This is a genomic window from Sphingobacterium multivorum (assembly GCF_900457465.1).
Classification (GTDB): Bacteria; Bacteroidota; Bacteroidia; order Sphingobacteriales; family Sphingobacteriaceae; genus Sphingobacterium; species Sphingobacterium multivorum.
In genome coordinates this window covers 456,113-479,214 of sequence record NZ_UAUU01000002.1, presented here as the reverse complement: position 1 = coordinate 479,214, position 23,102 = coordinate 456,113, and the positions used below count along the sequence as shown (strand labels likewise).

General features: G+C 40.2%; 29 protein-coding genes and 1 pseudogene. 20 read left to right on the top strand and 10 right to left on the bottom strand.

The window, feature by feature from the left end; genetic code table 11:
* The first annotated feature begins 75 nt into the window (after positions 1-75).
* The 10 genes from DTA23_RS02215 to DTA23_RS02165 all read left to right on the top strand — a co-directional run bounded on the left by DTA23_RS02215 (position 76) and on the right by DTA23_RS02165 (position 8,211).
* Entirely contained in the window at positions 76-315 is a 240-nt protein-coding gene (locus tag DTA23_RS02215) for a hypothetical protein (RefSeq protein ID WP_112373708.1), read from the top strand.
* Entirely contained in the window at positions 293-589 is a 297-nt protein-coding gene (locus DTA23_RS02210) for a hypothetical protein (protein WP_112373707.1), read from the top strand. The genes DTA23_RS02215 and DTA23_RS02210 overlap by 23 nt, the downstream gene beginning before the upstream one ends.
* A 372-nt stretch (positions 590-961) precedes the next feature.
* Entirely contained in the window at positions 962-1,312 is a 351-nt protein-coding gene (locus DTA23_RS02205; RefSeq protein WP_112373706.1) for a TetR/AcrR family transcriptional regulator, read from the top strand.
* 13 nt (positions 1,313-1,325) lie between these two features.
* The gene (locus DTA23_RS02200; protein ID WP_112373705.1) at positions 1,326-1,565 is read left to right on the top strand and encodes a hypothetical protein; all 240 of its coding nucleotides are present in this window, start codon (positions 1,326-1,328) and stop codon (positions 1,563-1,565) included.
* Between the two features lie 80 nt (positions 1,566-1,645).
* Complete coding sequence (locus DTA23_RS02195; protein ID WP_112373704.1) at positions 1,646-1,831, top strand: peptidase associated/transthyretin-like domain-containing protein; 186 nt, start codon at positions 1,646-1,648, stop codon at positions 1,829-1,831.
* A 68-nt stretch (positions 1,832-1,899) separates the two neighbouring features.
* Positions 1,900-2,877, top strand: a complete 978-nt coding sequence (locus tag DTA23_RS02190; protein WP_112373703.1) for a TonB-dependent receptor — start codon at positions 1,900-1,902, stop codon at positions 2,875-2,877.
* On the top strand, positions 2,878-4,398 hold the full coding sequence (locus tag DTA23_RS02180) for a TonB-dependent receptor domain-containing protein (RefSeq protein WP_370445056.1): 1,521 nt from the start codon (positions 2,878-2,880) through the stop codon (positions 4,396-4,398).
* Between the two features lie 22 nt (positions 4,399-4,420).
* Entirely contained in the window at positions 4,421-5,695 is a 1,275-nt protein-coding gene (locus DTA23_RS02175) for a parallel beta-helix domain-containing protein (protein ID WP_112373700.1), read from the top strand.
* A 2-nt stretch (positions 5,696-5,697) separates the two neighbouring features.
* Complete coding sequence (locus DTA23_RS02170; RefSeq protein ID WP_172462296.1) at positions 5,698-6,777, top strand: SO2930 family diheme c-type cytochrome; 1,080 nt, start codon at positions 5,698-5,700, stop codon at positions 6,775-6,777.
* A 21-nt stretch (positions 6,778-6,798) separates the two neighbouring features.
* Positions 6,799-8,211, top strand: coding sequence for an aldehyde dehydrogenase family protein (locus DTA23_RS02165; RefSeq protein ID WP_112373698.1), 1,413 nt, complete (start codon positions 6,799-6,801; stop codon positions 8,209-8,211).
* A gap of 67 nt (positions 8,212-8,278) precedes the next feature.
* On the opposite strand, the gene DTA23_RS02160 is transcribed toward DTA23_RS02165, so the two are convergent.
* Positions 8,279-8,644 (bottom strand): response regulator transcription factor, encoded by a 366-nt coding sequence (locus DTA23_RS02160; protein WP_112373697.1) that lies wholly within the window; start codon positions 8,642-8,644, stop codon positions 8,279-8,281.
* A 487-nt stretch (positions 8,645-9,131) separates the two neighbouring features.
* On the opposite strand from DTA23_RS02160, the gene DTA23_RS02155 reads away from it, so the two are divergent.
* Together DTA23_RS02155 and DTA23_RS28360 are read left to right on the top strand one after the other, a co-directional pair.
* Entirely contained in the window at positions 9,132-11,366 is a 2,235-nt protein-coding gene (locus DTA23_RS02155; RefSeq protein WP_256602630.1) for a cation-translocating P-type ATPase, read from the top strand.
* The gene (locus tag DTA23_RS28360) at positions 11,348-11,653 is read left to right on the top strand and encodes a cation transporting ATPase C-terminal domain-containing protein (protein ID WP_256602629.1); all 306 of its coding nucleotides are present in this window, start codon (positions 11,348-11,350) and stop codon (positions 11,651-11,653) included. The genes DTA23_RS02155 and DTA23_RS28360 overlap by 19 nt, the downstream gene beginning before the upstream one ends.
* 145 nt (positions 11,654-11,798) lie before the next feature.
* Here the strand turns inward: DTA23_RS28360 and DTA23_RS02150 are convergent, their stop codons facing one another.
* The 5 genes and pseudogenes from DTA23_RS02150 to DTA23_RS02135 form a co-directional block, all read right to left on the bottom strand.
* Entirely contained in the window at positions 11,799-12,518 is a 720-nt protein-coding gene (locus DTA23_RS02150) for a glycerophosphodiester phosphodiesterase family protein (protein WP_256602853.1), read from the bottom strand.
* Positions 12,437-12,736, bottom strand: a complete 300-nt coding sequence (locus tag DTA23_RS28355; RefSeq protein ID WP_256602628.1) for a hypothetical protein — start codon at positions 12,734-12,736, stop codon at positions 12,437-12,439. Before DTA23_RS28355 ends, DTA23_RS02150 begins: the two co-directional genes overlap by 82 nt.
* Before the next feature lie 3 nt (positions 12,737-12,739).
* A complete protein-coding gene (locus tag DTA23_RS02145; RefSeq protein ID WP_370445048.1) occupies positions 12,740-13,237 on the bottom strand; it encodes a shikimate kinase in 498 nt (165 codons plus the stop codon).
* A gap of 22 nt (positions 13,238-13,259) precedes the next feature.
* Positions 13,260-14,444 carry a BT_3928 family protein gene (locus tag DTA23_RS02140; protein WP_112373695.1) on the bottom strand — a complete coding sequence of 395 codons (1,185 nt, stop codon included), beginning with the start codon at positions 14,442-14,444 and terminating at the stop codon, positions 13,260-13,262.
* 7 nt (positions 14,445-14,451) lie between these two features.
* Positions 14,452-14,995 (bottom strand): annotated as a pseudogene (locus tag DTA23_RS02135) (DUF1599 domain-containing protein).
* Positions 14,996-15,298: 303 nt separating this feature from the next.
* On the opposite strand from DTA23_RS02135, the gene DTA23_RS02130 reads away from it, so the two are divergent.
* The 5 genes from DTA23_RS02130 to cysM all read left to right on the top strand — a co-directional run bounded on the left by DTA23_RS02130 (position 15,299) and on the right by cysM (position 18,267).
* On the top strand, positions 15,299-15,892 hold the full coding sequence (locus DTA23_RS02130) for a HipA family kinase (protein WP_370445047.1): 594 nt from the start codon (positions 15,299-15,301) through the stop codon (positions 15,890-15,892).
* A gap of 182 nt (positions 15,893-16,074) precedes the next feature.
* On the top strand, positions 16,075-16,458 hold the full coding sequence (locus tag DTA23_RS02125) for a DUF3037 domain-containing protein (protein WP_046673904.1): 384 nt from the start codon (positions 16,075-16,077) through the stop codon (positions 16,456-16,458).
* Between the two features lie 120 nt (positions 16,459-16,578).
* Positions 16,579-16,752 (top strand): hypothetical protein, encoded by a 174-nt coding sequence (locus DTA23_RS30150; RefSeq protein ID WP_370445046.1) that lies wholly within the window; start codon positions 16,579-16,581, stop codon positions 16,750-16,752.
* Positions 16,739-17,389 (top strand): serine O-acetyltransferase, encoded by a 651-nt coding sequence (locus DTA23_RS02120; protein WP_370445045.1) that lies wholly within the window; start codon positions 16,739-16,741, stop codon positions 17,387-17,389. Before DTA23_RS30150 ends, DTA23_RS02120 begins: the two co-directional genes overlap by 14 nt.
* A 5-nt stretch (positions 17,390-17,394) precedes the next feature.
* On the top strand, positions 17,395-18,267 hold the full coding sequence (cysM, locus tag DTA23_RS02115) for a cysteine synthase CysM (RefSeq protein WP_088160358.1): 873 nt from the start codon (positions 17,395-17,397) through the stop codon (positions 18,265-18,267).
* A gap of 76 nt (positions 18,268-18,343) precedes the next feature.
* Here the strand turns inward: cysM and DTA23_RS02110 are convergent, their stop codons facing one another.
* The gene (locus DTA23_RS02110; protein WP_088160359.1) at positions 18,344-18,703 is read right to left on the bottom strand and encodes a bleomycin resistance protein; all 360 of its coding nucleotides are present in this window, start codon (positions 18,701-18,703) and stop codon (positions 18,344-18,346) included.
* A 245-nt stretch (positions 18,704-18,948) separates the two neighbouring features.
* On the opposite strand from DTA23_RS02110, the gene DTA23_RS02105 reads away from it, so the two are divergent.
* Positions 18,949-19,923 (top strand): YeiH family protein, encoded by a 975-nt coding sequence (locus DTA23_RS02105; RefSeq protein ID WP_112373694.1) that lies wholly within the window; start codon positions 18,949-18,951, stop codon positions 19,921-19,923.
* On the opposite strand, the gene DTA23_RS02100 is transcribed toward DTA23_RS02105, so the two are convergent.
* From DTA23_RS02100 to DTA23_RS02090, 3 genes are all read right to left on the bottom strand, one after another.
* Positions 19,920-20,384 carry a GNAT family N-acetyltransferase gene (locus DTA23_RS02100; protein ID WP_088160361.1) on the bottom strand — a complete coding sequence of 155 codons (465 nt, stop codon included), beginning with the start codon at positions 20,382-20,384 and terminating at the stop codon, positions 19,920-19,922. The two genes, DTA23_RS02105 and DTA23_RS02100, sit on opposite strands and share 4 nt — an antisense overlap.
* Before the next feature lie 40 nt (positions 20,385-20,424).
* Positions 20,425-20,883 (bottom strand): MaoC family dehydratase, encoded by a 459-nt coding sequence (locus DTA23_RS02095; protein WP_046673910.1) that lies wholly within the window; start codon positions 20,881-20,883, stop codon positions 20,425-20,427.
* A gap of 169 nt (positions 20,884-21,052) precedes the next feature.
* Positions 21,053-21,484, bottom strand: coding sequence for an SRPBCC domain-containing protein (locus tag DTA23_RS02090; protein ID WP_075991220.1), 432 nt, complete (start codon positions 21,482-21,484; stop codon positions 21,053-21,055).
* Positions 21,485-21,662: 178 nt separating this feature from the next.
* On the opposite strand from DTA23_RS02090, the gene DTA23_RS02085 reads away from it, so the two are divergent.
* On the top strand, positions 21,663-22,469 hold the full coding sequence (locus DTA23_RS02085) for an alpha/beta hydrolase (RefSeq protein WP_088160362.1): 807 nt from the start codon (positions 21,663-21,665) through the stop codon (positions 22,467-22,469).
* 182 nt (positions 22,470-22,651) lie between these two features.
* A complete protein-coding gene (locus DTA23_RS02080) occupies positions 22,652-23,020 on the top strand; it encodes a hypothetical protein (RefSeq protein WP_146752993.1) in 369 nt (122 codons plus the stop codon).
* Positions 23,021-23,102 lie beyond the last annotated feature (82 nt).

The following is a 23,102-nucleotide window of genomic DNA, read 5'->3' as shown; positions in this document are numbered from 1 at the left end:
GCTGGACTATTTTTTATCGATGAACTATTATTAGATGTTATAAGACAGCATGTAAGATGCTACAAAATACGGAAAATGGAGAAACTACAAATCAATACCGAAAAGATTGAAGAATGGATTGCAGCGGGATATGATGTTCTTCAGGATGGAAAATTAATTAAAGTTGAAGGTGATCTACAGGGATTTCTACAACAGTTTGCTGATGATACAGCAGATGGAGGACCAAAAATATTTTTGTTGAAGGAGCTGCTTACCTGGCCAGAGGAAGATTTAAAAAAAATAGAAATGGGTTATGGAACAGATGAAAATACCTGAAGATAAAATTGTACCACTGGATTTTGATTCAGAAGAATTACCTTTTGAAATTCGTGAGCTACGTCCTGTTGTTTTTAAAGAAGAAACATCGTATTGGTGTTTACTGGGGCCCGATCCGCATCAAGGCATTTTCGGAAACGGTGAAACGGCTTTAGATGCATTAGCCGACTGGCTAGAAAATCTGCAGGTACGTTTAAAAACCGGAGACGAAAATGATGAAGTAGCGAATTACGCTCGGGAAAGCCTTAAGGCATCAAATCGTGATGTGTGGTAGTATTTTGTATTTATAGCAGAAGTCTTCCAATATACATTGGAAAGAGTCGGTTAGTTGGATATAGTAGGATAATTTCTCAGTCTAATCGGACTCTTACAGCGTACATTAGCTAAATTAACAGTTGGGTTAATTTAATTACCATCTTATGCTCTCGAAACCTAAAAACGAGAGATATGTTGATGAAAAGAAGACTGAACCTTTAAAAATTGACAGTAAAGACAGTTTTATAGCGAATTATCTGAATAAGATCGCATACTTCTTTTATTTAAAAATCGATTTATCTATGTTTGGAGTAACATGTTAAGTCTGTATGTGGCTGACTTTTAACAGTGTTGGTTTTGCATCATAATATATTTTTCAATTTTATTTTAGATGAACAAAAAGGAACAGGTCAAAGAAAGAATTGGACAGGCGGCCATGGAATGTTTCGAGCGTTATGGATTGGAAAAAACAACCTTGGAAGACATTGCTAAAACTGTGGGATTGAACAAAACGTCTCTTTATTATTATTACAAGAACAAAGAGGATATTTTTATTGAAGTAGCCATACGAGAGGGACAATCTTTTATCGATACATTACAAAAAAGTACATTGAAAAAGAAGGGCGTGGAGAATCAGATTTCTTTTTATTTAGAATCGAGATTGAACTATTATACCAATGTGCTCAATATGAACAGGGTGTCTGTCAAATCACTTGATAAGATTTTACCTTCGTTTTTTTGAACTATATGATGCCATGATGGTGCAAGAGAAAGCTTTTCTTACGAAGCTTCTTACGCAAGCCATTGCACATGAAAAATTGGATCTAACAGATCCTGAAAATATAGCTTCTGTACTTATAAATTTTGCTAATGCATTAAAACATAGTACAGAACAACAGGCAATACTGAAGCGGCAGGTCGAAATTGACTATGCACAAAGTCTTCGGGATACCAAATTTCTAGTCGGCCTAATTTTTAGGGGACTTAGAATCTAATTCTCGATTGTCCATTTAGGAGAATCATGGTGGGTAAGGTGAAGCATTGAAGCGATAATAATACGCTAACCAATATAAACATGAAAAAAATTGCCTTATTAATCCAGATTCTCTGTATCTGTGTGCCATTTAGCTTGTCTGCACAACAGATCATCAATGGGCAGGTCAGTAATAGCTCGACATCCGAGCCGGCCTATGCCGTTTCGATCCACGTAAAAGACGGAAAGGAAGGTACTTTTACAGATGATGAGGGCGTTTTCAGCTGAAAACAAACAAACTACTACCCATTACGCTCTATATTTCCGCTATTGGATATGAATCGAAAGAAGTTTTGGTGAATAACCTGTCATCGCCTTTGCGTATTTCGTTGAATTTGTCCCCCATTTTGGGGCAGGAGGTTGTTGTTTCTGCAAGTAGAACCGTACAGAGTAAACTATCCGCTCCAGTAACAATTGAGCAAATGAGCAGCAAAGACATTCGTAATGTTGCACAATTAAATTACATGGATATGCTTCAAGGTTTGAGGGGAGTCGATGTTACCGTATCCAGTATTGGTTTTACCAGTGTTACAACGCGGGGATTTAATACCAGTGGGAATACCAACTTTACGCAGATCGTAGACGGGATGGATAATCAGGCGCCCGGTCTGAATTTTCCGCTCGGGTCAGTCATCGGGCTAACCCAGCTTGATGTCGATAATATAGAGGTGCTGTCTGGAGCATCTTCGGCCCTGTATGGTTCAAGAGGATTGAATGGTACGATGGTGGCCACAGGCAAAAATCCGTTTAAATATCAAGGATTAAGTGTACTGGTAACTCAAGGTGTAAACCATATTAATCCTAAAAAAAACAATGATCCGGTGCCTACGTCACCTTACTATGATTGGGCTATCCGCTACGCAAAACAAATGGGGAATAAAATTGCTTTTAAGCTCAATGGCCAGTATACACAGGCAAAAGATTGGGTAGCCAACGATGAAACCAACAAAAATGGTCCGGGGACAGCGCTGACAGATCCAAACTATAATGGAGTTAACCTGTATGGTGGAGCGACTTCGACCGATATCAATCCCTTTTTGGAAGGTGCACAGCAGGGAAATCCGGAATTGGCCCCCTTAATCGAACCCTTACTGAAAAATCCGAATTATGTTGCCCGGACTGGATATCCTGAATATGGCTATCTCGATAATAGAGCCAAGCTCTTTAAAATCAATGGTGAATTCCGTTACAAGGTTTCCACAAATATTGAAGCCGTAGCTTCAGCCACTTTTGGTACAGGTAATATTGTGTATACCAACGATACGCGTTATTAGCTGAAAGGATTTAAAGTTGGGCAATATCGGCTGGAACTTCGTGGGGATAAATGGTTTTTCAGAACGTACACAACCCAGGAAAATTCAGGGAGAACACTGGTTGCAGGGCCGACAGCACAATATATCAATGAATCTTGGAAAACAAGTTACGATGGAGGAACAGGTGGCTGGTATCCTGAATATACTGCTGGTCTCTTAAATGCACTTGCTTCGGGTACTTCACTCACAGACGCTCATTTAGCAGCGCGCACGCTAGCCGACCAAGGACGTGCAGAACTCGGAACACCACTGTTCAATAGACTGAAAGACAGTATCAGCAATACACCAATATCGCAGGGCGGAACGCTGTTCTTGGACCGCAGTAAATTATACAATGCCGAAGCACAATATAATTTTTCAGATCTCGTGAAATTTATGCAGGTGATTGCAGGTGTCAATTGGCGTTTGTACAATCTAAATTCAAAAAATACATTATTCCCAGATAAGGATAAGCCAATTCATGTAAAAGAGTACAGTGCATACCTGCAACTCGCCAAAAAAGTATTGGACGATCGCTTGAATATTGCTACCTCATTCCGTTACGATAAAAATACGTTGTTTGCTCAACCAAAATTAACTTCACGGGCATCACTGGTGTTTGATCTGTTTCATCAGAATTATTTACGCCTTTCTTATCAGAATGCGTATAGTTTCCCCTCCAATATACAAGCTTTACAAAATACCTTAAATGGTTATAATAGCTATTCCTCCGGTGGTTCATCGCTGCTGTTGATCGATAATTATCAGTTTGACCGCTATCCTCCTTATACCTTGGAAAGCGTGCAGAAGTTTCAGCAATCGAACGATCCAACCGTACTTCAGAAATTTAAATTTGATGATATTAAACCGCAGTCGGTTAATGCTTTCGAACTGGGTTATGCAGCTATGTTGGGTAAGCGGGTGATGATCGATGTGTTAGGCTATTTTTCAACTTGGAAGAATTTTATTGGCTATGCCAATGTTGCTAATACTCCTGGAAGCAATGATTACAATGCGTTTAAAGATCATGCAACCTATGTGCAGTATAATATCGCCTTTAATGGCGGAGAGACCGTAAATACCTATGGATACGCCGCGAGTCTTAGTTTGGATCTAGGTCGGAATTTTGTAACCAAGGCCAATTATTATTCTGACTACCTAAAAAATAAAAACAATAGTCAAATTAACAACTTCAATACACCACACTATCACTTTAATTTTGAATTCGCGAATAGTGGCTTTGGAAAAAAACAAGTTTGGTCGTTTAGTACTTCCTTACGTTATAAACCGGGCTACTATTATGTCGTGTCTGGGGGGCTTGCCGCAGGCCAAGTGCCAAGCTCGGCGGTGATCGATGCACAAGTGAGCTATAAGTTTGTTAAGGCTCGTTCCGGAATTCGCATTGGCGGAACCAATATCACAAACAAATACTATTCTACAGGTATTGCTAATCCACGTATAGGTGCAGTATATTATGTCACTTATGCTTATAATATTTTCTAATCAAAATTAAATAAATCAGACCATGAAAAGATATCTAAAACAATTGATCGGTATTGCGGTCACAGCTCTCTTGATGTACAGTTGTGCCGACCAATCGAAAGACAGTTACAAAGTCCTAACGTTTACTCCTGGACAGGAAGAGGCTATTGAGGAAGCTTTCCTCTCCATTAAAGATAGCACCAACATCGTGCTAAAAGCCGGGAAATACTCCTTCGATAATTTGAGTATCGCACAAGTAAATCATATTAAAATTGAAGGTGAGGGCTATGATAAGACAATTATTGATTTTTCCGGTCAGACACAGGGGGGAGAGGGAATACGGGTTACCGATGTGAAAGGTTTAACGATTGGAAATATGACCATTCGTGATTCAAAAGGAGATCTGTTGAAGATAAACAATAGTCAAGACGTTGTCATTTCAAACCTTCATAGTATATGGAGCTCGGCCGATTCTACGAGTGGTGGATATGGGATTTATCCTGTGCTCTGTAAGAATGTGCTTGTCGAGAATTGTTATGCCGAAGGGGCTTCAGATGCCGGTATTTATGTGGGACAGACAAAAGGTGTTATTGTGCGTAAATGCAAGGCAACGAAAAATGTGGCTGGATGTGAAATTGAAAATACAACAGATGCTGAAGTTTATGATAATGAATTCTATGGAAATACAGCCGGATTTCTGATTTTTGATCTGCCTGAACTTTCACAGCGGGGTGGAAGAGTAAAGGCGTATCACAATAAAATCTATGCTAATAATTTTAAAAATTTTGCCAAAGGTGGGAGCTTCGGAACTTTCTGGGGGGTAGGGAATGCATCACCGGGAAGTGGTATCATTATTCTCTCGACATCAAATATTGAAATTTACGATAACGTTATCGAACAAAACAATACCTCTGCGATTACGATCGCTTCAGGCTTTGCAGTCGATGAAAAAGCTGGAGAACGAATCAATGCAAATTACTCTCCAATACCCACACATGTTAAAATTTATAGAAACACCATTAAGATGGGGGATAAATTCCCGCAAGCAGCATATGAGCATCGTATCGGTCAATTGATTATTGCTACCGAAGCCCAGTTAAATAGCGTTGAGCCGGATCGAAAAAATAAGCGAATTCCAGCCATATTGTATGATGGTATCACCAGTAATGTGATCACGAATGGTCGCACTCAAAACCCAGATTCCATCTGTATCAATCAGCCGGGTGAGAATATGTTTGTAGCCGCAGATTTTAGTCACGCAGGTCAACCAGCGAAGTGGAAACCCTCAAGTAATGTACAACCTTTTCAATGCAATTAACCGTGAAACCAACAAAATTTGCCCTCGTCTGTACCGGAATATTGAGCGTGATCCTGCTAGTGCTGCAACAGAGCTGTCGGCAGGGACAAAAGAAATCATCAGACCATGGGGTTGTTTCTTTTGAATTTAAAGAACGACTTTCCGAATACGGCTTTTTTACTGGAAAACTAAATCAATTAATCGCAAGAGCCGATATCTTGGGCTACGATCTGAGTACACCTCTATTTTCTGATTATGCCGTTAAAGACCGCTTTATTGTATTGCCAAAAGGGGGGAAAATGGGCTATACAGAACATGGTCCGTTAGATTTTTCCGACTCAACAATTATTATAAAGAATTTCTCCTACATCAATGAACAAAAGCAAAAAGTATTGATAGAGACGCGCTTACTGGTGAAGGATCCAGCTGATCATGCCTGGAAAGTGATGAATTATCTGTGGAATGATGCGCAGACTGATGCGATGAAACACATTCGTGGTGCTAAACTACCGATTACATTGATCGATCATGCTGGCAACAAGCATACGACAAACTACATGGTACCCAATACCAACGATTGCAAACGCTGCCATAACAATAGCTCCAAGCTGATGCCCATAGGTCCAAAAGCCCGAAACCTCAATTTTGTGCGATTAGGCGATTCGATCAATCAACTCGCCAAATGGGTTTCTCTTGGTCGGATGGTCAATATGCCCAATCTAAAGAGTGTACCGCAATTGCCCATATGGACTGATGAAAACAAATTCAGTTTGGAACAACGGGCAAGAGCCTATTTAGATGTGAACTGTGCGCATTGCCACACCAAAGGGGGAGACGCTTATAATACAGGGCTTTTCCTGGATTATGATGTGAAAATTCCTTCACACCTTGGTATTGGTAAAGCTCCTGTTTCAGCTGGAGGTGGAGCAGGTGGCTTGGATTTTGATGTGGTTCCAGGAGATGCCAAGCATTCAATTCTGCTTTATCGGATGAATAGTGTCGAACCGGGTACAGCTATGCCGGAGTTGGCCAGAAGTATAATACATCAAGAAGGTGTGGATCTGATTCGTCAATGGATCGATAATATGCCGTCAAAAAAATAATAATATTGATCTTCAATTGGTATGAACAAAGAGACATCAACCGATCAGATCGGTTTAATATTTGAACAGCAGCAGCTTTTTAAATATGAATTACGGTCTAGCAGTGCAGAGGAACGGATAAAGAAACTCTACAAGCTAAGGGCGCTTATTGAAAGTCATGAGGATTTAATCTATGCGGCGCTCGAAAAAGATTTACGGAAGTCACGAAGTGAAGCCGTCATAAGCGAAGTATTGTTTATTTACGGTGAAATAGCATTTGCAATACGACATTTACGAAAATGGATGAAGCCTAGAAAGGTTGGTCGCTCAATGACCAATTTTCTTGCTAAAAGCACAATTACCTACCAGCCTAAGGGTACAGCGCTTATTATATCGCCTTGGAACTACCCATTTCAGCTCACCATGAGCCCCTTGATTTCAGCTATTGCAGCGGGTAATTGTGTGATTTTAAAGCCCTCAGAACATAGCCCATTCACATCGGCAGTTATTGGGGAGATCTTGACCAAAGGATTTGACCAACGGGAATTGGCCTGTATTGAAGGTGAACAGCATGTTTCCGAAGCACTATTAGCGCTTCCTTTTGATCATATTTTCTTCACCGGGAGTCCGGCGGTAGGCAAACTGGTTATGCAGGCTGCCTCCCGCAATCTCAGTTCCGTGACCCTGGAACTTGGTGGAAAATCTCCCGTTATACTAGATGAGACTGCAGATTTGGAAATGACTGCCCACAAAGTTGCTTGGGGGAAATTGATCAATGCGGGGCAGACCTGCATTGCGCCAGATTATGTTCTTTTGCCTAAAGATAAGCAGGATGAGTTTGTAAACTATTATCTAAAGGCGGTTAAAAGTATGTTTTTCACCGGGGATGGGCAGCTGGATCGAACAGTTTACGCGAAGATCATTAATCAAAGGCACGCTAGTCGTCTTGTTTCATTAATCACCAATGCAATAGCATGTGGGGCAAAACTGCGCGAAGGCGGACAATTAGCCGATGATCTGACATTAAGCCCTGCATTGTTGATCGATGTGAGGGCCGATAACAGCATTATGCAGGAAGAAATATTTGGCCCCATACTTCCTATAATAACCTATGAAGACCAAGAAGAGGCTCTAGCACTGATTAATCGTGCTGAAAAGCCTTTGGCTTTGTATATATTTAGCAATAACAAGTCCAATATTCAATATTTCCTCCAACAGGTGGCCTCTGGAGGTGCTTGTGTGAATGACGTTTTGATTCATGTTTCCAACCCTCATTTGCCTTTTGGTGGTGTCAATGGCAGTGGCTTGGGCAGCTGTCATGGGCAGTTTGGCTTTAAGGCATTTTCACATGAAAGAGCTGTCATGTTTCAGTCTAAATTTTCAGTTTCTACGTTGATTTATCCACCCTATGCTAAAAAGAACAAGGTTTTTAAATTATTGAAGAAATGGATTTAGTCAATTGAAACGGTGTTTCAATAAAGACAGCTACCCTGCCCTTTAGAGCCAGCTATCCGGGAAGGATTTAGTTGCGATTGTAGCTTGTCACTCGATTGACCCGCAATAGGAGTTCTTCCGGGCTAAACGGCTTCACCATAAAATCTGAAGCGCCAAGATCAAAAGCTTCAATGACGACTTCTTCTTGTCCCATGTTGGAAAGTACAATGACGGGGATTTTTTTCTCGAGCTTTTTTATGGAAGAAAGTACTTTTATTCCTGAAGCAAACGGCATCATAATGTCGGTAATGATCAAATCGAGATCCATTGTATTGAGCTTTTCAATTGCATCTTTTCCATTGGTGGTAGTGATAACCTCATGACCTGCCTTGATCAGTTTGTATTGAACTGTCCGTAATATCAACTCATTATCTTCTGCAATTAAGATGACCATCTTATTTTTATTATTAATATACTACTATGGAGGCCACAACAAGTTTAGATCCTATTCCATATCCTGACGATAGGTACAGAATATTTTACAATATATGTTTAGTTTTCAGCTTCTGTTTGTGTTTTACATGGTCTGAAAACATAGGTAGCAAAGAAGGACTTCAATAGCAAGAAGCTGTCCTGGTATTATTGGAAAATGATCGCAAAATTGCTTTCGGTTAATATGAAATTCAATGTCCCCAAGTGAATTTCTGCGCAAATATAGGATTGTAATAGAAATATTCAATAAAAGAAAAGCAGTAGAAGGTAAATTTTATGCTAATCTGTTGTTGATGAGTTTTGTATCCTTCCTTTTTTACAAAAAGTAAAGGCTGAAAATTAAAGATTGTAACATGATGTTACGGATAAGGGAGACGATAGCTGACAGATGTTTTAATCCCTGTATACCAGAATTATTCATTATATTTAATCAACCTAGTTCATTCGATATGTCATATAATATTCCCGAGAATCTGAAAGGTCTTTCCGCAACTGAGGTGCATGCCTCCCGAGCTAAATATGGTTGGAATCAATTGAGCGATAGCCACAAGAATACATGGTTTGAACTGCTTGTGGATATTTTGAAGGAGCCTATGCTGATTCTATTGATTATCATCTCGATGATTTATGTTTTTGTGGGGAATTACGGAGAGGCCGTATTTATGTTTGTCGCTATTGTTGCCGTTACGGCAATTTCCTTTTATCAGGACAATCGTAGCAAAAAAGCCCTGGAGGAACTTGAAAAGCTGAATGAACCATTAAGCACTGTGATTCGAAATGGTAAGGTTAGTGAAATTCCAACACATGAGATTGTTGTGGGCGATCTCTGTATTACAGAGGAAGGTCGAATTATAAACGCTGATGGTCGTATTTTACATAGTAACGATTTTTCTGTCAATGAATCTTCGCTGACAGGGGAAAGTTTTTCGGTCTTTAAGGACAGTAAGTCCGAGGATAATCTGGTCTACAGTGGGACAGTTACGGTCTCGGGCCTAGCCGTGTTTGAAGTTACTGAAATCGGTAAAGAGACACGTGTTGGGAAAATCGGTGAATCGATAAAGAATATCAAAGAAGAAATTTCGCCATTGCAGGTGCAAATCCAAAAGTTTGTAAAAGCAATGGCCATTGTCGGTATACTCATTTTTTTATTCGTATGTATATACAGTTTTATTGATAGTGGTAATTTGGTGGCGAGCTTGCTCAATGGACTTACGTTGGCGATGTCTGTGTTGCCAGAAGAGATTCCTGTTGCATTTACGACTTTTATGGCGCTTGGCGCATGGAAGCTCATGCGTGAGGGGATTATCATCAAAAGAAGCAGTATTGTTGAGACTTTGGGCAGTACGACGGTTATTTGTACCGATAAGACCGGGACTATTACAGAGAATTCCATGCAATTGAAATACCTCTATAATTATGCTACGGATTCATCTTATGATCAGGAAAGGTTTGATGAATCCGATTTAAGAGAGCTTATCGATTATGCGATGTGGAGCAGTGAGCCTGTGCCCTTCGACCCCATGGAAATTACGTTACATAAAATATATGAAAAAACGCAAAAGCGGGACCTCAGAAAGGAATATGCACTATTTCATGAATATCCTTTAGAGGGTAAACCGCCGATGATGACCCATCTTTTCGAAAATACAAGAAAAGATCGGATTATTGCTGCCAAAGGGGCGCCGGAGGCTATACTTAGCGTATCCAATCTGTCCGATAAGGAGAAAAATAAAATTAGGGCTATTGTTAAATCCTATGGAGAGCAGGGTTTTCGCTTATTAGGTGTGGGGAAAGCGACATTCGAAGGCAATAATTTCCCTGCGAATCAACAGGAATTTGAGTTCCAATTTTTAGGGTTGACGGTATTTTATGATCCGCCCAAAAAGGGTATTCAGGACGTGTTTCAAGATATTTATGATGCGGGGATTAAAGTCAATGTGATTACTGGCGACAATGCCGATACGACTCAAGCAATAGCAGCTCAGGCCGGAATTCGTATTTTGTCTGCGCCGGTCAATGGCAGTGAAATCGTAAACAAGTCCGAAGCTGAAATTATGGCGATAGCAGAGCAAACAACGCTATTTACCAGAATGTTTCCGGATGCTAAACTGGCCATTGTAAATGCCCTGAAAAAGAAAGGCGAGGTCGTGGCGATGCTTGGCGATGGGGTGAACGATGGCCCAGCATTAAAAGCAGCCCATATCGGCGTGGCAATGGGCAATAAAGGTACTGAAATTGCAAAATCAGCCGCGGCATTGATTATCACAAACGACGATTTACAAAAGTTAATAATCGGTATAGCCGCTGGAAGAAGAATTTACGCAAATATCAAGAAGGCGGTTCAATACATCATTTCTATTCATATCCCCATTATTTTGACCGTATCACTCCCTTTGTTTTTAGGCTGGGTATTTCCGCAGATTTTTAGCCCTGTGCATGTGATTTTCCTCGAATTGGTCATGGGGCCTACTTGCTCGATTGTATATGAAAATGAACCTATTGAAAAGGATACCATGAAGCGGCCTCCTAGAGCTATGAGCGATACTTTTTTGAGTATAAATGAGCTTGGAATCAGCATTGTTCAAGGCCTGATAATCACCATAGGAATTCTTTTTGTTTATCAATTTGCTGTTCAGAAGGGGGAACCGAGGAAAAAACAAGGGCTATGGTTTTTGCTACTTTAATCTTTGCCAATATTTTACTGAGTTATGCCAATCGATCTTTCCATTATAGTATCCTGGAGAGTTTTAAAAACCGAAACTTGCTGCTCGTTGGGATTTCGATCGCTGTGCTTCTATTTTTAGCGGTGATATTATATGTTGCTCCTGTTGCCCAATTTTTTGCTGTAACAGCCCTAAGTGGATATGAATTGGGAATAGCGCTGTCCGTGGCTGCAGTATCCGTTTTATGGTTTGAGGTTTATAAATTGATCCGGAGAATTTCAGTTCAAAGAAAATCTGATAAATCTTAATATAAGATTAGGATTTGAAATTTACACTAACAGCGATTAGCTGAAAGGCAGCCTAAGCTCATGATGCGATGCAGTGTCAAGTGCGATATTTGATGGCGAAATGATTTCTGTAGTGATTTGAGGTGGAGAAATGATGTTATCAGTCTTACTGAATAAATTTCGAAGTAATTCCTCTTTTCTTGATGTAGAAATTCAGCGCTCGCCCTGCTTCCGTAGGTCGATCTGTACTTAATATGTCTGCGCCGCGATCAATAAACCCAGCATAAACTTGAAAGCCTTTTTTGTCGGCCTGTTTGTCCAAGTTCCCCAGTGTACCCAATATGCACATGATGCCATGGTCATGTAGTATTTTGGTTAATGCTGGATCTGCTTCACGTGTTCCGACGAAAGCTAACAAGCGATTGTCGGGTATATCTTTTTCATTTAGACGAGCAAGGTCCTCAATGTTATTGACCGAAGCCGAAATCATGATGTCGCTCGCCAGACTGTGCACTTTGGCCGCTTGGTTGGCACTATACGTAATGATGACTACGCTGGATTCTGCTCTTTGTTTGCGAATAGCGTTGATAACGGCTTCATAAGGGACATCATTTTTAATGTCTAAGGTGAAGATTACCTTTCCTTTTCCCCAAGCAAGTGCTTCTTCCAGCGTAGGGATCCTATAGGGCGTTATCTTTTTGTTATTGTCCAATAGACGAAGACTTTTGAGCTCAGCCAATGTGCTGGCGTTCACAGTCCCTCTACCTGTGGTTGTTCGGTTTAGCGTATTATCATGCATTAATATTAATGCTGAGTCTTTACTGATACGAACATCACATTCAACAAGGACTGGCTGTAAGCTCGCGTTATAGGAAAAAGTTTCGATTGCATTCTCCGGGTATCCGGATGCGGGGCCCCACGATGCAAACTGACTAATGGATAACGATTATCATCATAGGTCAAAAACTGATATAATTCCTCCACATTTTGGAGCTGTATACGTTTACCCACCGGCAAGCCATCCGTATTGGCTCCATTACGAAAGCAACTGCTTACGATAAAGCAGATCAATAAAAGGAAGTAGTGGGGGGTACGTATATTCATTGTCTATCTATTGTACTGATTAATCAAATCGGCCAGTGTCTCGACACTCGTGTTTAATTGGTCAATCGTCAAATGTGCCTGTGTATAATAAGGTTCTCTTTCGATCAACTTTTCTTCAATAAATAGCCTTAGTTCCTCCGGTGATTTTCCGATCAGAATGGGCCGTTTGTGTAATTTAGATTGAGAAAGACGGTCAAAAAGTGCTTTGGGCGACATCTGTAAGTAGACGGCATAACCATTCGCCTTGATCCATTCCATGTTATCAAAGAAACAGGGGGCGCCACCACCCGTAGATATTACGGCAGCATTCTCCGCAAATTTACGCAATTGCTCGCGTTCTAATGTCCGGAAGGCGTCTTCACCATGCTGACTAAAATATTCGGTAATGCTCATGCCAATTTGTTTGACGATTTCCTCATCAGTGTCGATGAAAGGGAGCTCGAGTTTGGTGGCAAGTTTCTTACCCAGGGTAGTTTTTCCACTTCCCATATAACCAATCAAAATATAGGTTTAGGCATAGGTACTATTTGTCTTTACTTAGAAATTTATCTTCAATGGTTTTGGCATCCGGAAAATTATTATAGTGCCATTTTCCGACGACGTTGCCTCCTTTTAGGAGCAGTACACCAGGATTTGCTCTCACCATGCTTTTCAGAGGAATGAGATCGGCATAGAATATCTCCGCAATTAATTGCATTTTATCACTCAGATATTGCGCGTCTTTGGATGCAGAAGCAGTCAATAGAACAACGCGCAGTCCATTATAATCTTTTGTTAACTGAATGGCTGTCTGATTGATCTTTTGGATAGCATCAATATTGGTCGAAGAAAGATCTTTTGCAACGATCACAAGGTTATAATACGGGTTGGCAATGATTTCCTGTGTATGATCTGCACCATCAGCGTCTGTAATTAAGAGATCAGGAATAGGGATGTCATATCCTTTTTTTACTAATCTACTCTCAGGCTCACCTATAATTTCCCATGATTCATCTTCCCATAGCTTGTCAGCCATATAGACTTTGTCATTGACCTTTTTGGTTTCGCCTGTCTTTTTGTTTTTCATGGTATAGATTTGCTCAAAGACATCGCCTTGTTTGCCTTCAGGTAATACCATTAATGAAGGTAAGTTGTTGCCAACCTTGTAGGGTAAGAAATCAATAAAGGGAAGGTAGTTTACGGTGTAAACACCAATACCTAAGGAGATGATCGCTGTAATCACAGTAGCAACGAATTGATTGCCTGATCCTTTGATAATTGATCGTAATTGTTTGCGGTTAAAAAATATAATAAGGATCAAGGCCAAGAGCACCAGATCTTTAGAAAATGATTGCCAAGGTGTGAGTGGGATGGCATCCCCAAAACAGCCACATGAGGTCACGACCTCAAAAAATGCCGAATAGAAGGTTAGAAAGGTGAAAAAGAGGATCAGCAGCAGCAGGCCCCAGGCAACTGTATTTGCATAAACCCCAAGTAATAAAAGTGCGCCTAACAAAATTTCAAAACCACATATCACCACGGCCATGGCAGTGGCGTATTCATTAAAAGCTGTGAGATGAAAGACCTCAAAGTATTCCTGAAGCTTATAGCCAAACCCTGTCGGGTCATTTGCTTTAATAAAACCGGAGAATATGAACAAAAGTCCCGTAAAAATCCGGCAAAATCCTAAAAGATAATTTGTTTTGGTACGCTGCTGTGTGGCTGTCATAATCCGATTATTGTTGTGCAATTCCTAATTTAATTAATGCAAAAACTGCGTAGTTGAGCATATCTTGATAGTTGGCATGGATGCCTTCAGAAACAAGGGTTTGCCCATCATTATCTTCAATTTGTTTAACGCGGTGAATTTTCATCAAGATCAGATCTGTCATGGAAGAAACACGCATATCGCGCCATGCTTCACCATAATCGTGGTTTTTGGCAAGCATGAGATCTCTGGTCTCGGTAACCTTTTCGGTATATTTCTGATTCACAAAAGTTGGATCCAGATTTTCTTCACCATCTTCACCCAAATCAATCTGAATCATGGCCATGACACAGTAATTGATAATACCGATATATTCGTCGACAATGCCTTCGCCAACTTTGGAAACCTTTTTTGATTTCTAGCGTGCGTATACGTTGTGCTTTAATGTAAATCTGGTCTGTAATGGAAGATAGGCGCATAATCCGCCAGGCCGTTCCATAATCTTTTGTTTTTTTAATAAATAAATCCTGACAATGTTTGATAACATTGTTATATTCCTGAATGGTATCCATATCGTTGATTGAAGAAACTTGATGAGACAAGTTGTGATTACACTACAAATATAATTAGAAAATAATACTTCCAACGGTCAAATGAATGTACAATTTGTGCTTTATTGCTAAAATATAAGCAATAATTTTGGATATTACCACACTTAATAGTTCGCAGGGACAAAGAGTAGCGGCATTGTGCAAGTACATGACGTGAATTTCTCGTTTCCTATAGCTGCAAACGTTTAAATATAGGTAACTTTAGATAAGTTTTGATCAGTTTGCATGGTATTGCCAACTTTGAAGATCGTAAAAATATAATTCATGGATTTTAAACAACCTGTTATTAGAGATGTAGAGATCATCCGATATGTTCAGCCATTTCGGGAAGGAGGGTCTTTGCCCGCATTAGTCGATGCCGATGACGGCTTTAGTTATGTTATAAAATTTAGAGGGGCAGGTCAGGGACGAAAAGCATTGATCGCAGAACTGATCGGTGGAGAGCTAGCAAGATTTCTAAAATTGAGGGTTCCCGAAATTGTATTTGCGGAGCTGGACGAATCCTTTGGCCGTACAGAACCCGATGAAGAAATTCAGGATCTGCTCAAATTTAGTGTAGGCAAAAACCTGGGACTTCATTTTCTGAGTGGAGCCATCACATTTGATGCGAATGTTGATGCCATCGGCGCGGAGGAAGCTTCGAAAATTGTCTGGTTGGATTCTCTCTTGATGAATGTTGACCGTACCGTTCGGAATACAAATATGCTGATATGGCATAAAGAACTTTGGTTGATAGATCACGGCGCTTCCTTATATTTTCATCACAGTTGGGATAACTGGGAAGAACAATCCCTAAAACCATTTGTTCAGATTAAAGATCACGTACTGCTCAAAATGCGAGTATGGTGGAGAAAATAGATCAGGAATATCGTTCCGTTTTTACGGAAGCGGTATTTCGTGGAATATTGGCGGTGGTACCCGATGAATGGCTGGAAGATGCCGAACGTTGAGCTCTCCGCAGCCGATGCGCGCGAAGTGTATGTTTCTTTCCTGAAACAACGTGTAGCCAATTCATCCATTTTTGTAAAAACAAATAGAAGATGCCAGAAAAGACCGTATATGAGTATGCTGTGGTACGTTTGATACCACGAGTGGAGCGAGAGGAATTTATCAATGTAGGCGTAGCTCTTTATTGTCGTAAGTATCGTTTTGCGAAGATGGTTTATCTGGTCAATGAACAAAAAGTGCGTGCTCTTTGCCCGAATATCGAGTTGGAGTTGATCGAAAATCATCTGTCTTCCTTCCAGCGAATCTGCCACGGCGAAAAAGATGCCGGTAAACTTGCCGAGTTAGATATCACTGAACGGTTTCGTTGGCTCACAGCGAAGCGGAGTACCCTGATTCAATGCTCGGCATCACACCCCGGATTATGTGAGGATCCCGAAGCAACATTGAACGAGCTGTTTGAACGCTTGGTTCGCTAAGCTAAAAGATATGCTCTGCTCATCAAATGAGCTCAATGATCGGCAATGGGGCTAAGTTTTGATAATAAGGCTTAATCTATCAATATTGTATAGTATATTTGTTTTAATAAACTAGTGAAGATGCATGATTTTTATCAACATATCTATGAACAGCAATTGGCTGTTCTAGAAATGCCTTCTAACAAGAAGATCTGCGGCTGGGCTATCCGAATTGTGGATGTGCTCTTCCCCGAACGAAATTCTAGCGAGATGAAATCGGTCGATGATGTGAAGCTCGCTTTTGGAACAATTTGAATTAGAACTGGAGCAACTCCTGAGCAAATCCAAAGCTTGTCAAAGCTGCAATCACTCAGAAGTAGCGCACAAGTTTTTTGAACGGATTCCACAGCTTTATGAATTGATGTGCTGGGATGCAGACGCATTGATGGATGGGGATCCAGCAGCACAGAATAAAGAGAAGTCGTACGTACTTATCCCCGGTTTCTTTGCCATCTGTATCTTCCGAATGGCCAATGAACTGCATCGCTTGGGTGTTCCTTTGATACCGCGCATATTGACGGAACATGCCCATTCTAAAACAGGTATTGATATCCATCCCGGAGCAACGATAGGCCATCATCTGCATATTGATCATGGCACCGGATTAGTCATCGGTGAAACCTGCACCATTGGTAATTACGTGAAGCTTTATCAGGGTGTAACCTTGGGCGCGCTGAGTGTTGATAAGGTGTTTTCCAATGTAAAACGCCACCCGACAATCGGTGATCATGTCATTATCTATTCAGGGGCCACCATCCTCGGCGGTGAAACACACATCGGCCATCATTCGGTCATTGGCGGGAATGTTTGGTTGACAAGTTCTGTAGAGCCTTATACCACCGTATATCATCAGGCCACATCAAAATTTATAGATTCGAAACCAATAATATAGATACCATGGGAAATATCATAGATACCATAGGAAATACGCCTTTAGTCGAGATAACACAATTTCATACAAATCCCAAGGTGCGGATATTTGCGAAAATGGAGGGGAATAATCCTGCTGGTTCGGTGAAAGATCGTGCGGCACTAAATATGATCCGCTCGGCGATGGAGCGCGGTGACATTACAAAAGATAGCAAATTGATTGAGGCAACGAGTGGAAATACCGGAATCGCACTGGCTATGATTGCAGGTATATATGGACTTAACCTTGAGCTTGTGATGCCGGCTTCTTCAACACGGGAGCGAACACTTACGATGGAGGCTTATGGCGCTAAAGTCACCTTATTGGAATCCATGGAAATATGCCGCGATTATGCAGAAGAAAAGGCCGAAAAAGAAGGTTATTTTATATTGAATCAATTTGCAAATCCGGATAATTACGAAGCACATATCAAGACAACGGGACCTGAAATCTGGCGTGATACAGACGGAAAGATTACACATTTTGTAAGCGCTATGGGTACTACAGGTACAATTATGGGAAACTCCATCTATCTGAAGGAGAAAAATGCAGCTATTCAGATTGTAGGTTGCCAGCCTACTCCGGAATCCTCGATACCAGGTATACGGCGTTGGCCCGAAGCATATCTGCCCAAGATTTTTGATCCGAGCAGGGTAGATCGTGTCATCGATATATCCCAACAGGAAGCAACCGAGTTTGCGCGGGAGCTTGTCAAGCGCGAAGGTGTTTTTGCCGGAATGAGTACCGGCGGAGCTTTTGCCGGAGCACTTAAAATTGCAAATGAAATCGAAGCAGGCCTTATTGTCTTTATTGCCTGTGACCGAGGTGATCGTTATTTGAGTTCAGACCTTTTTGGCTAAGAACCCATACGAACAATACCAAGCCCACTACGGATCTTCGCTTATTTTTAGCAATCTTTAGTGGGCTTTTCAATGTCTAAGCATCGGCGCCAAAGGTTAGTAGATTGCTGTCGGGATCTAAAATCGAAAACTCACGCTGACCCCAAGGCTTCATCTCAAGTTTACCATTGGGATGAATCTCAACGTTATTTTCTTGAAAAGATTCATACAGACAATCAATATCGTCTGTACGTATATAAACCATACCATAATTATCTTCGGGTGGAAGTTCTTGGAATTCAAAAAAATGAATTTCAATATCATCTTTCTTCAACATCAGATACCCTTCATAGTCGGCAGTGCCACATAATGAAAATCCAAGTTTATGTAGATAAAAATCCTTTGTGAGGGTTTTGTTGCGCATGGGCAGTTTGGGGTGAATGGCTGTCAGTTTCATCGGTATATAATTATTAAGTCGAGTTTAATCCATCTGTTTAGTAACCTATTTGAAATATAATCATTTATCGTAATATTTTAATGTTCTAACAATAAGGATTATTTCATTTTTATAACGTATTCTTTAGCTATTTTGGCTAAAATGTAGTTGTTTGTTATAACCAATTGTTATGACTCATTTATAATTGTGTCTTTTAAAATAATTGAGAGTTATTCAATTTTGTGCCAAATCAATGTATCATTGTCATGGACAAAAAAATAAATACGACAATTCGTTATAAGCAGCTACTCAATCGAAAGATCTCCGTTCGGGAAATCATTTTTATACTCTTATTTGTATTGTGTCTTACCCCATTTGTTTCAGCTCCGCTTGCCTTACTTTTGGGTATTATTGTGGCACAATGGATCGGTCATCCCTTTCTGGCAGTCAATCACAGGGCAACACAGATTTTGTTACAGATTTCTGTCATTGGACTTGGCTTTGGAATGAATATCGATACGGCTATCCAAACGGGTAAGCAAGGGTTTGTGTTAACCGTTATTTCTATTCTCGGAACATTATCATTGGGCTATCTATTGGGTAGGTTACTCAAGTTGGAAAAGGTAACCGCTTATTTGATTTCTGTCGGCACGGCCATTTGTGGTGGAAGTGCTATTGCGGCGGTTTCACCAACTATAAAAGCCAATGAGAAGCAAGTAAGCGTGGCGCTAGGGACCATATTTGTACTGAATGCCATTGCTTTATTTGTATTTCCTGTTGTCGGTCATTTGCTTGATCTCAGCCAGACGCAATTTGGTTTATGGTGCGCGGTTGCTATACAGGATACCAGTTCTGTCGTTGGTGCAGCGAGTAAGTATGGTAATGAAGCACTACAGGTCGCGACAACCGTAAAATTAACTAGAGCTTTATGGATTATTCCGATCGCCTGTTTAAGTGCTGTAGCATTCAAGACCAAAGGGACGAGCATTAAAATACCATATTTTATTGGTCTATTTGTATTGGCGGTTATCTTAACAAGTTATATCCCTTTTTTTCAGCATATAGGAGGCTATGTCGTCTATATTTCAAAGATGGGGCTTACCTTAACTTTGTTTTTAATTGGAGCAAGTTTGTCTAGGGAGGTTTTGTTGGCAGTAGGTTTTAAAGCAATACTACAAGGAGTAGTGCTGTGGTTGGGATTATCAATACCGGTACTTGTCTATATTTATTTTTGCCTTTAGGCATTTAACGTATACTTCAGCATAATCATATCTTTCAACAGTTGACCATTTTCATAAATAGGCAGCTCATAATTTTCGATGAAAAAATCTTTACGGATAGCGTATTTAACAAAGCCATTTCGTTCATAAAAACGAATTTGAGCCAGACCACAATCTGCGGTACCCACAATCAGGTTCGGGTATTGCTGGTAGTTCTCCTTGATAAAATCAAGTAGTTGACTTCCGAGGCCCATGCCTTGAAACTCTGGTGATACGGCGATGTTTTTAATCTCTAATGTTTCCGTATTGACCGGATATAAACAGAAAACAGCGATAGGTTTTACCATTTCATAGACAACATAAACCATCGATTCATAGAGGTATTTGTCGATTGCATGAATGGTTTCGTCTGCTAAAAGCAACAAATCATAAGGATAATCCTTATGATTTGTAATAAGTTTTATTTGAAAGCTATTGCGCATGTATAAGAATTCGCCAATGGCCTATAGTCTAATGTTGGAATTAATTGAAATGATATAAAAAGATAACATCACCCACGTAAGCCGGTTTTGCACTGTCTTTGATTTTCAATGTAGCTTCAATGGTAACTTTAACAACCCCTCTCAAATTGACCACCGATTTTACTTGTGTATGTAGCTGTACAGCATTGTCAACCAAAACGGGTTGTGCAAAACGTAAGTTTTCAATCCCATAATTGATTTCCATTTTGACATTTCTTACTTCAGCAATTTGTTTCCATAAATAAGGAATAAGGGACAAGGTCAGATAGCCGTGGGCAATAGTTGATTTGAAAGGACTATCCGTTTTGGCCTTTTCGCTATCTAAATGAATCCATTGGTGGTCTAGTGTTGCATCCGCAAATTGATTAATTTGTTTTTGATCAATAACATGCCATTGGGATTCGCCTAATGATTTTCCTTCAAAGGCTTTGTACTCTTCATAATTGTTAATTATTGTCATATGTAATCTTTTTATCGCGTTTTGTTGGTATCGTTCCCCGCTTTTAATGGAGAAGGGAAGATGAATTAGTGGCTAAATATAACTATACTTTTAAGAATCCTAAGCATATCCTTTATTTAAAAGATGATCGCATGAAAAGACAAGCTAAGTTTGTTCATCATTCATACGATTACCCGAGTTGTGTCGTTGCATAGGTGTTTTCAACGTAGGATCTGAAATTTTCGAGTATGGCCTGCCATCCATTACGCTGCATATCAATTGGATTTTCCGTTTCTGCATCAAAAATTATCGTGATATCCGTAGCAGACTTTTTTGCATTGAAGTTGACTTCAACATGACGGCCATCAGGCATAACATAGGCTATTTTTTTAAAGGGTTCAAGTGCGGTGTAGCTGCCTTCAAAATCAAAGCCCATAGATCCGTCTTTTGCCTCCATGCGGTTTTTGAACTTTCCGCCAATGCGTAAATCATTGATTGAACTTGTACAGTGCCAATCGTCTGAAGCATGGTTCCATTGCATGATATCCTCGGCTGAGTTATACGCATTCCAGATCGTTTCTACGCGTACGTTGATATGGGTTTCAATCTTTATCTGTTCCATATAATGTATGATGTTTTCTAAGTTAATAACAGGAAAATTTGGGTTTTGTTATATCTATCGCCAGATAATTATCAATATAAAATAAAAAGTGTAAAGTTGAAACTTATTTTAGCTCAACTAAATAGTTTTGATTGAGTTTTGTTAACTTTAAGCTATTTAACACTTAAATACGATTTATATGTCCTCCAAATTGCTTGTTATCTTCTTTTTTCTGTTTTCACCGAGTTTGATTTTTGCGCAGCAATATAAAACGACAACCGACGTTGCCTATTGTAAACCTGATGAACCAGATTCTTATAAGAAAGAACGTTGTAAATTGGATATCTATATCCCGACTGATCGTAAAAATTTTGCTACCATCGTATGGTTTCATGGAGGTGGACTAGAGGAGGGAAATAAATTTATTCCACTTGAACTTAAAGAGAAAGGTGTAGCGGTTGTAGCGGTAAATTATCGGCTAAGCCCCAAAGCGAAATCGCCGAGCTATATTGAAGATGCTGCTGAGGCTGTTGCATGGACATTTTCACATATTGCCAGCTATGGTGGAGATCCCTCAAAAATTTATGTGTCGGGGCATTCTGCAGGCGGATACCTGGCTTTAATGGTTGGTTTGGATAAGCATTACCTTCAAAAATTTGGTGTTGATGCAAATAATATAAAAGGGCTGGCGCCGATTAGTGGGCAAACAAATACGCATTATACAATTAAAAAGGAACGTGGTCAATCTATGGTGATCCCCCAGATTGATCAGTTTGCACCACTTTCTTTTGCACGGAAGGATGCACCGCCAATTCTCCTGATCACTGGCGATCAACAATTGGAAATGGCCGCACGGTTTGAGGAAAACGCACATTTGGCAGCGATCTTAAAACAGGTTGGGCATCCCAAAACCTCGTTGTACCAACTGCAGGGTTTTGATCATGGAGGAGTGTATGCACCCGGCTGTCTGTTGATGCTTAACTGGATCAAAGGACTCGAAAAATAGTTTTTATGTGGTCAGGCCGAGAATCGGAAATACAGCAAATCAAAATATTATAAACAAAATAGGAAATATTACAATTGTACATTCGTAAATTCTACCGAAATTTACCTCCAAAGTAGCACATCTCTACTTATCAAATTTAATCCGTTATGTGGGCAAAACGCAATATCGTATTTATAATCTGTATGCTGGGGCTTTTTTTAGCACCCCATAGGTTATTTGCCTGCCACGAACCGTCCGAAAAGCCAAAACAGGAAGAAAAATCCTGTTGTCTTGATGAAAGACAACATATAAAAGATGTCGGAACAGAAGATTGTTGTAAAGATGAAAGAGCTGAATCGCCAAAATCTGATCACCATGGGGATGACTGTGGTAAACATTGTGGCGAAAAATCATGCCGCACCTCGCTGCAATGTAATCCTATTGTTTCAGTAATCGAAGCTCAGCTTATTTTACCCTTGCATGCTGATGCATTAAACGCTTATGCGCGTTATAAACAACCTTATTGCGCAGATGCCTATTTTTCCATTTGGCAACCTCCTCAGATCGCTTAAAGTTAGACTGTTAGCCCATGCTATGTCTTTTTGGATCGGTTTCTCTATCCAAAACCCCGTTTATTTAGCTTATGAAAATCCC

Bases quoted from the DNA above. Each gene is read 5' to 3' on its own strand.
- DTA23_RS02200 (WP_112373705.1), top strand. From the start codon at position 1,326: ATGATGGTGCAAGAGAAAGCTTTTCTTACGAAGCTTCTTACGCAAGCC.
- DTA23_RS02110 (WP_088160359.1), bottom strand. From the start codon at position 18,703: ATGAAACTGACAGCCATTCACCCCAAACTGCCCATGCGCAACAAAACC.
- DTA23_RS02205 (WP_112373706.1), top strand. From the start codon at position 962: ATGAACAAAAAGGAACAGGTCAAAGAAAGAATTGGACAGGCGGCCATG.
- DTA23_RS02175 (WP_112373700.1), top strand. From the start codon at position 4,421: ATGAAAAGATATCTAAAACAATTGATCGGTATTGCGGTCACAGCTCTC.
- DTA23_RS02090 (WP_075991220.1), bottom strand. From the start codon at position 21,484: ATGGAACAGATAAAGATTGAAACCCATATCAACGTACGCGTAGAAACG.
- DTA23_RS02095 (WP_046673910.1), bottom strand. From the start codon at position 20,883: ATGACAATAATTAACAATTATGAAGAGTACAAAGCCTTTGAAGGAAAA.
- DTA23_RS02100 (WP_088160361.1), bottom strand. From the start codon at position 20,384: ATGCGCAATAGCTTTCAAATAAAACTTATTACAAATCATAAGGATTAT.
- DTA23_RS02080 (WP_146752993.1), top strand. From the start codon at position 22,652: ATGCTGGGGCTTTTTTTAGCACCCCATAGGTTATTTGCCTGCCACGAA.
- DTA23_RS02160 (WP_112373697.1), bottom strand. From the start codon at position 8,644: ATGGTCATCTTAATTGCAGAAGATAATGAGTTGATATTACGGACAGTT.
- DTA23_RS02130 (WP_370445047.1), top strand. From the start codon at position 15,299: ATGGATTTTAAACAACCTGTTATTAGAGATGTAGAGATCATCCGATAT.
- DTA23_RS02140 (WP_112373695.1), bottom strand. From the start codon at position 14,444: ATGACAGCCACACAGCAGCGTACCAAAACAAATTATCTTTTAGGATTT.
- DTA23_RS02195 (WP_112373704.1), top strand. From the start codon at position 1,646: ATGAAAAAAATTGCCTTATTAATCCAGATTCTCTGTATCTGTGTGCCA.
- DTA23_RS02215 (WP_112373708.1), top strand. From the start codon at position 76: ATGGAGAAACTACAAATCAATACCGAAAAGATTGAAGAATGGATTGCA.
- DTA23_RS02105 (WP_112373694.1), top strand. From the start codon at position 18,949: ATGGACAAAAAAATAAATACGACAATTCGTTATAAGCAGCTACTCAAT.
- DTA23_RS02085 (WP_088160362.1), top strand. From the start codon at position 21,663: ATGTCCTCCAAATTGCTTGTTATCTTCTTTTTTCTGTTTTCACCGAGT.
- DTA23_RS02155 (WP_256602630.1), top strand. From the start codon at position 9,132: ATGTCATATAATATTCCCGAGAATCTGAAAGGTCTTTCCGCAACTGAG.
- DTA23_RS02165 (WP_112373698.1), top strand. From the start codon at position 6,799: ATGAACAAAGAGACATCAACCGATCAGATCGGTTTAATATTTGAACAG.
- DTA23_RS02210 (WP_112373707.1), top strand. From the start codon at position 293: ATGGAACAGATGAAAATACCTGAAGATAAAATTGTACCACTGGATTTT.
- DTA23_RS28355 (WP_256602628.1), bottom strand. From the start codon at position 12,736: ATGAATATACGTACCCCCCACTACTTCCTTTTATTGATCTGCTTTATC.
- DTA23_RS30150 (WP_370445046.1), top strand. From the start codon at position 16,579: ATGCATGATTTTTATCAACATATCTATGAACAGCAATTGGCTGTTCTA.
- DTA23_RS02125 (WP_046673904.1), top strand. From the start codon at position 16,075: ATGCCAGAAAAGACCGTATATGAGTATGCTGTGGTACGTTTGATACCA.
- DTA23_RS28360 (WP_256602629.1), top strand. From the start codon at position 11,348: ATGGTTTTTGCTACTTTAATCTTTGCCAATATTTTACTGAGTTATGCC.
- cysM (WP_088160358.1), top strand. From the start codon at position 17,395: ATGGGAAATATCATAGATACCATAGGAAATACGCCTTTAGTCGAGATA.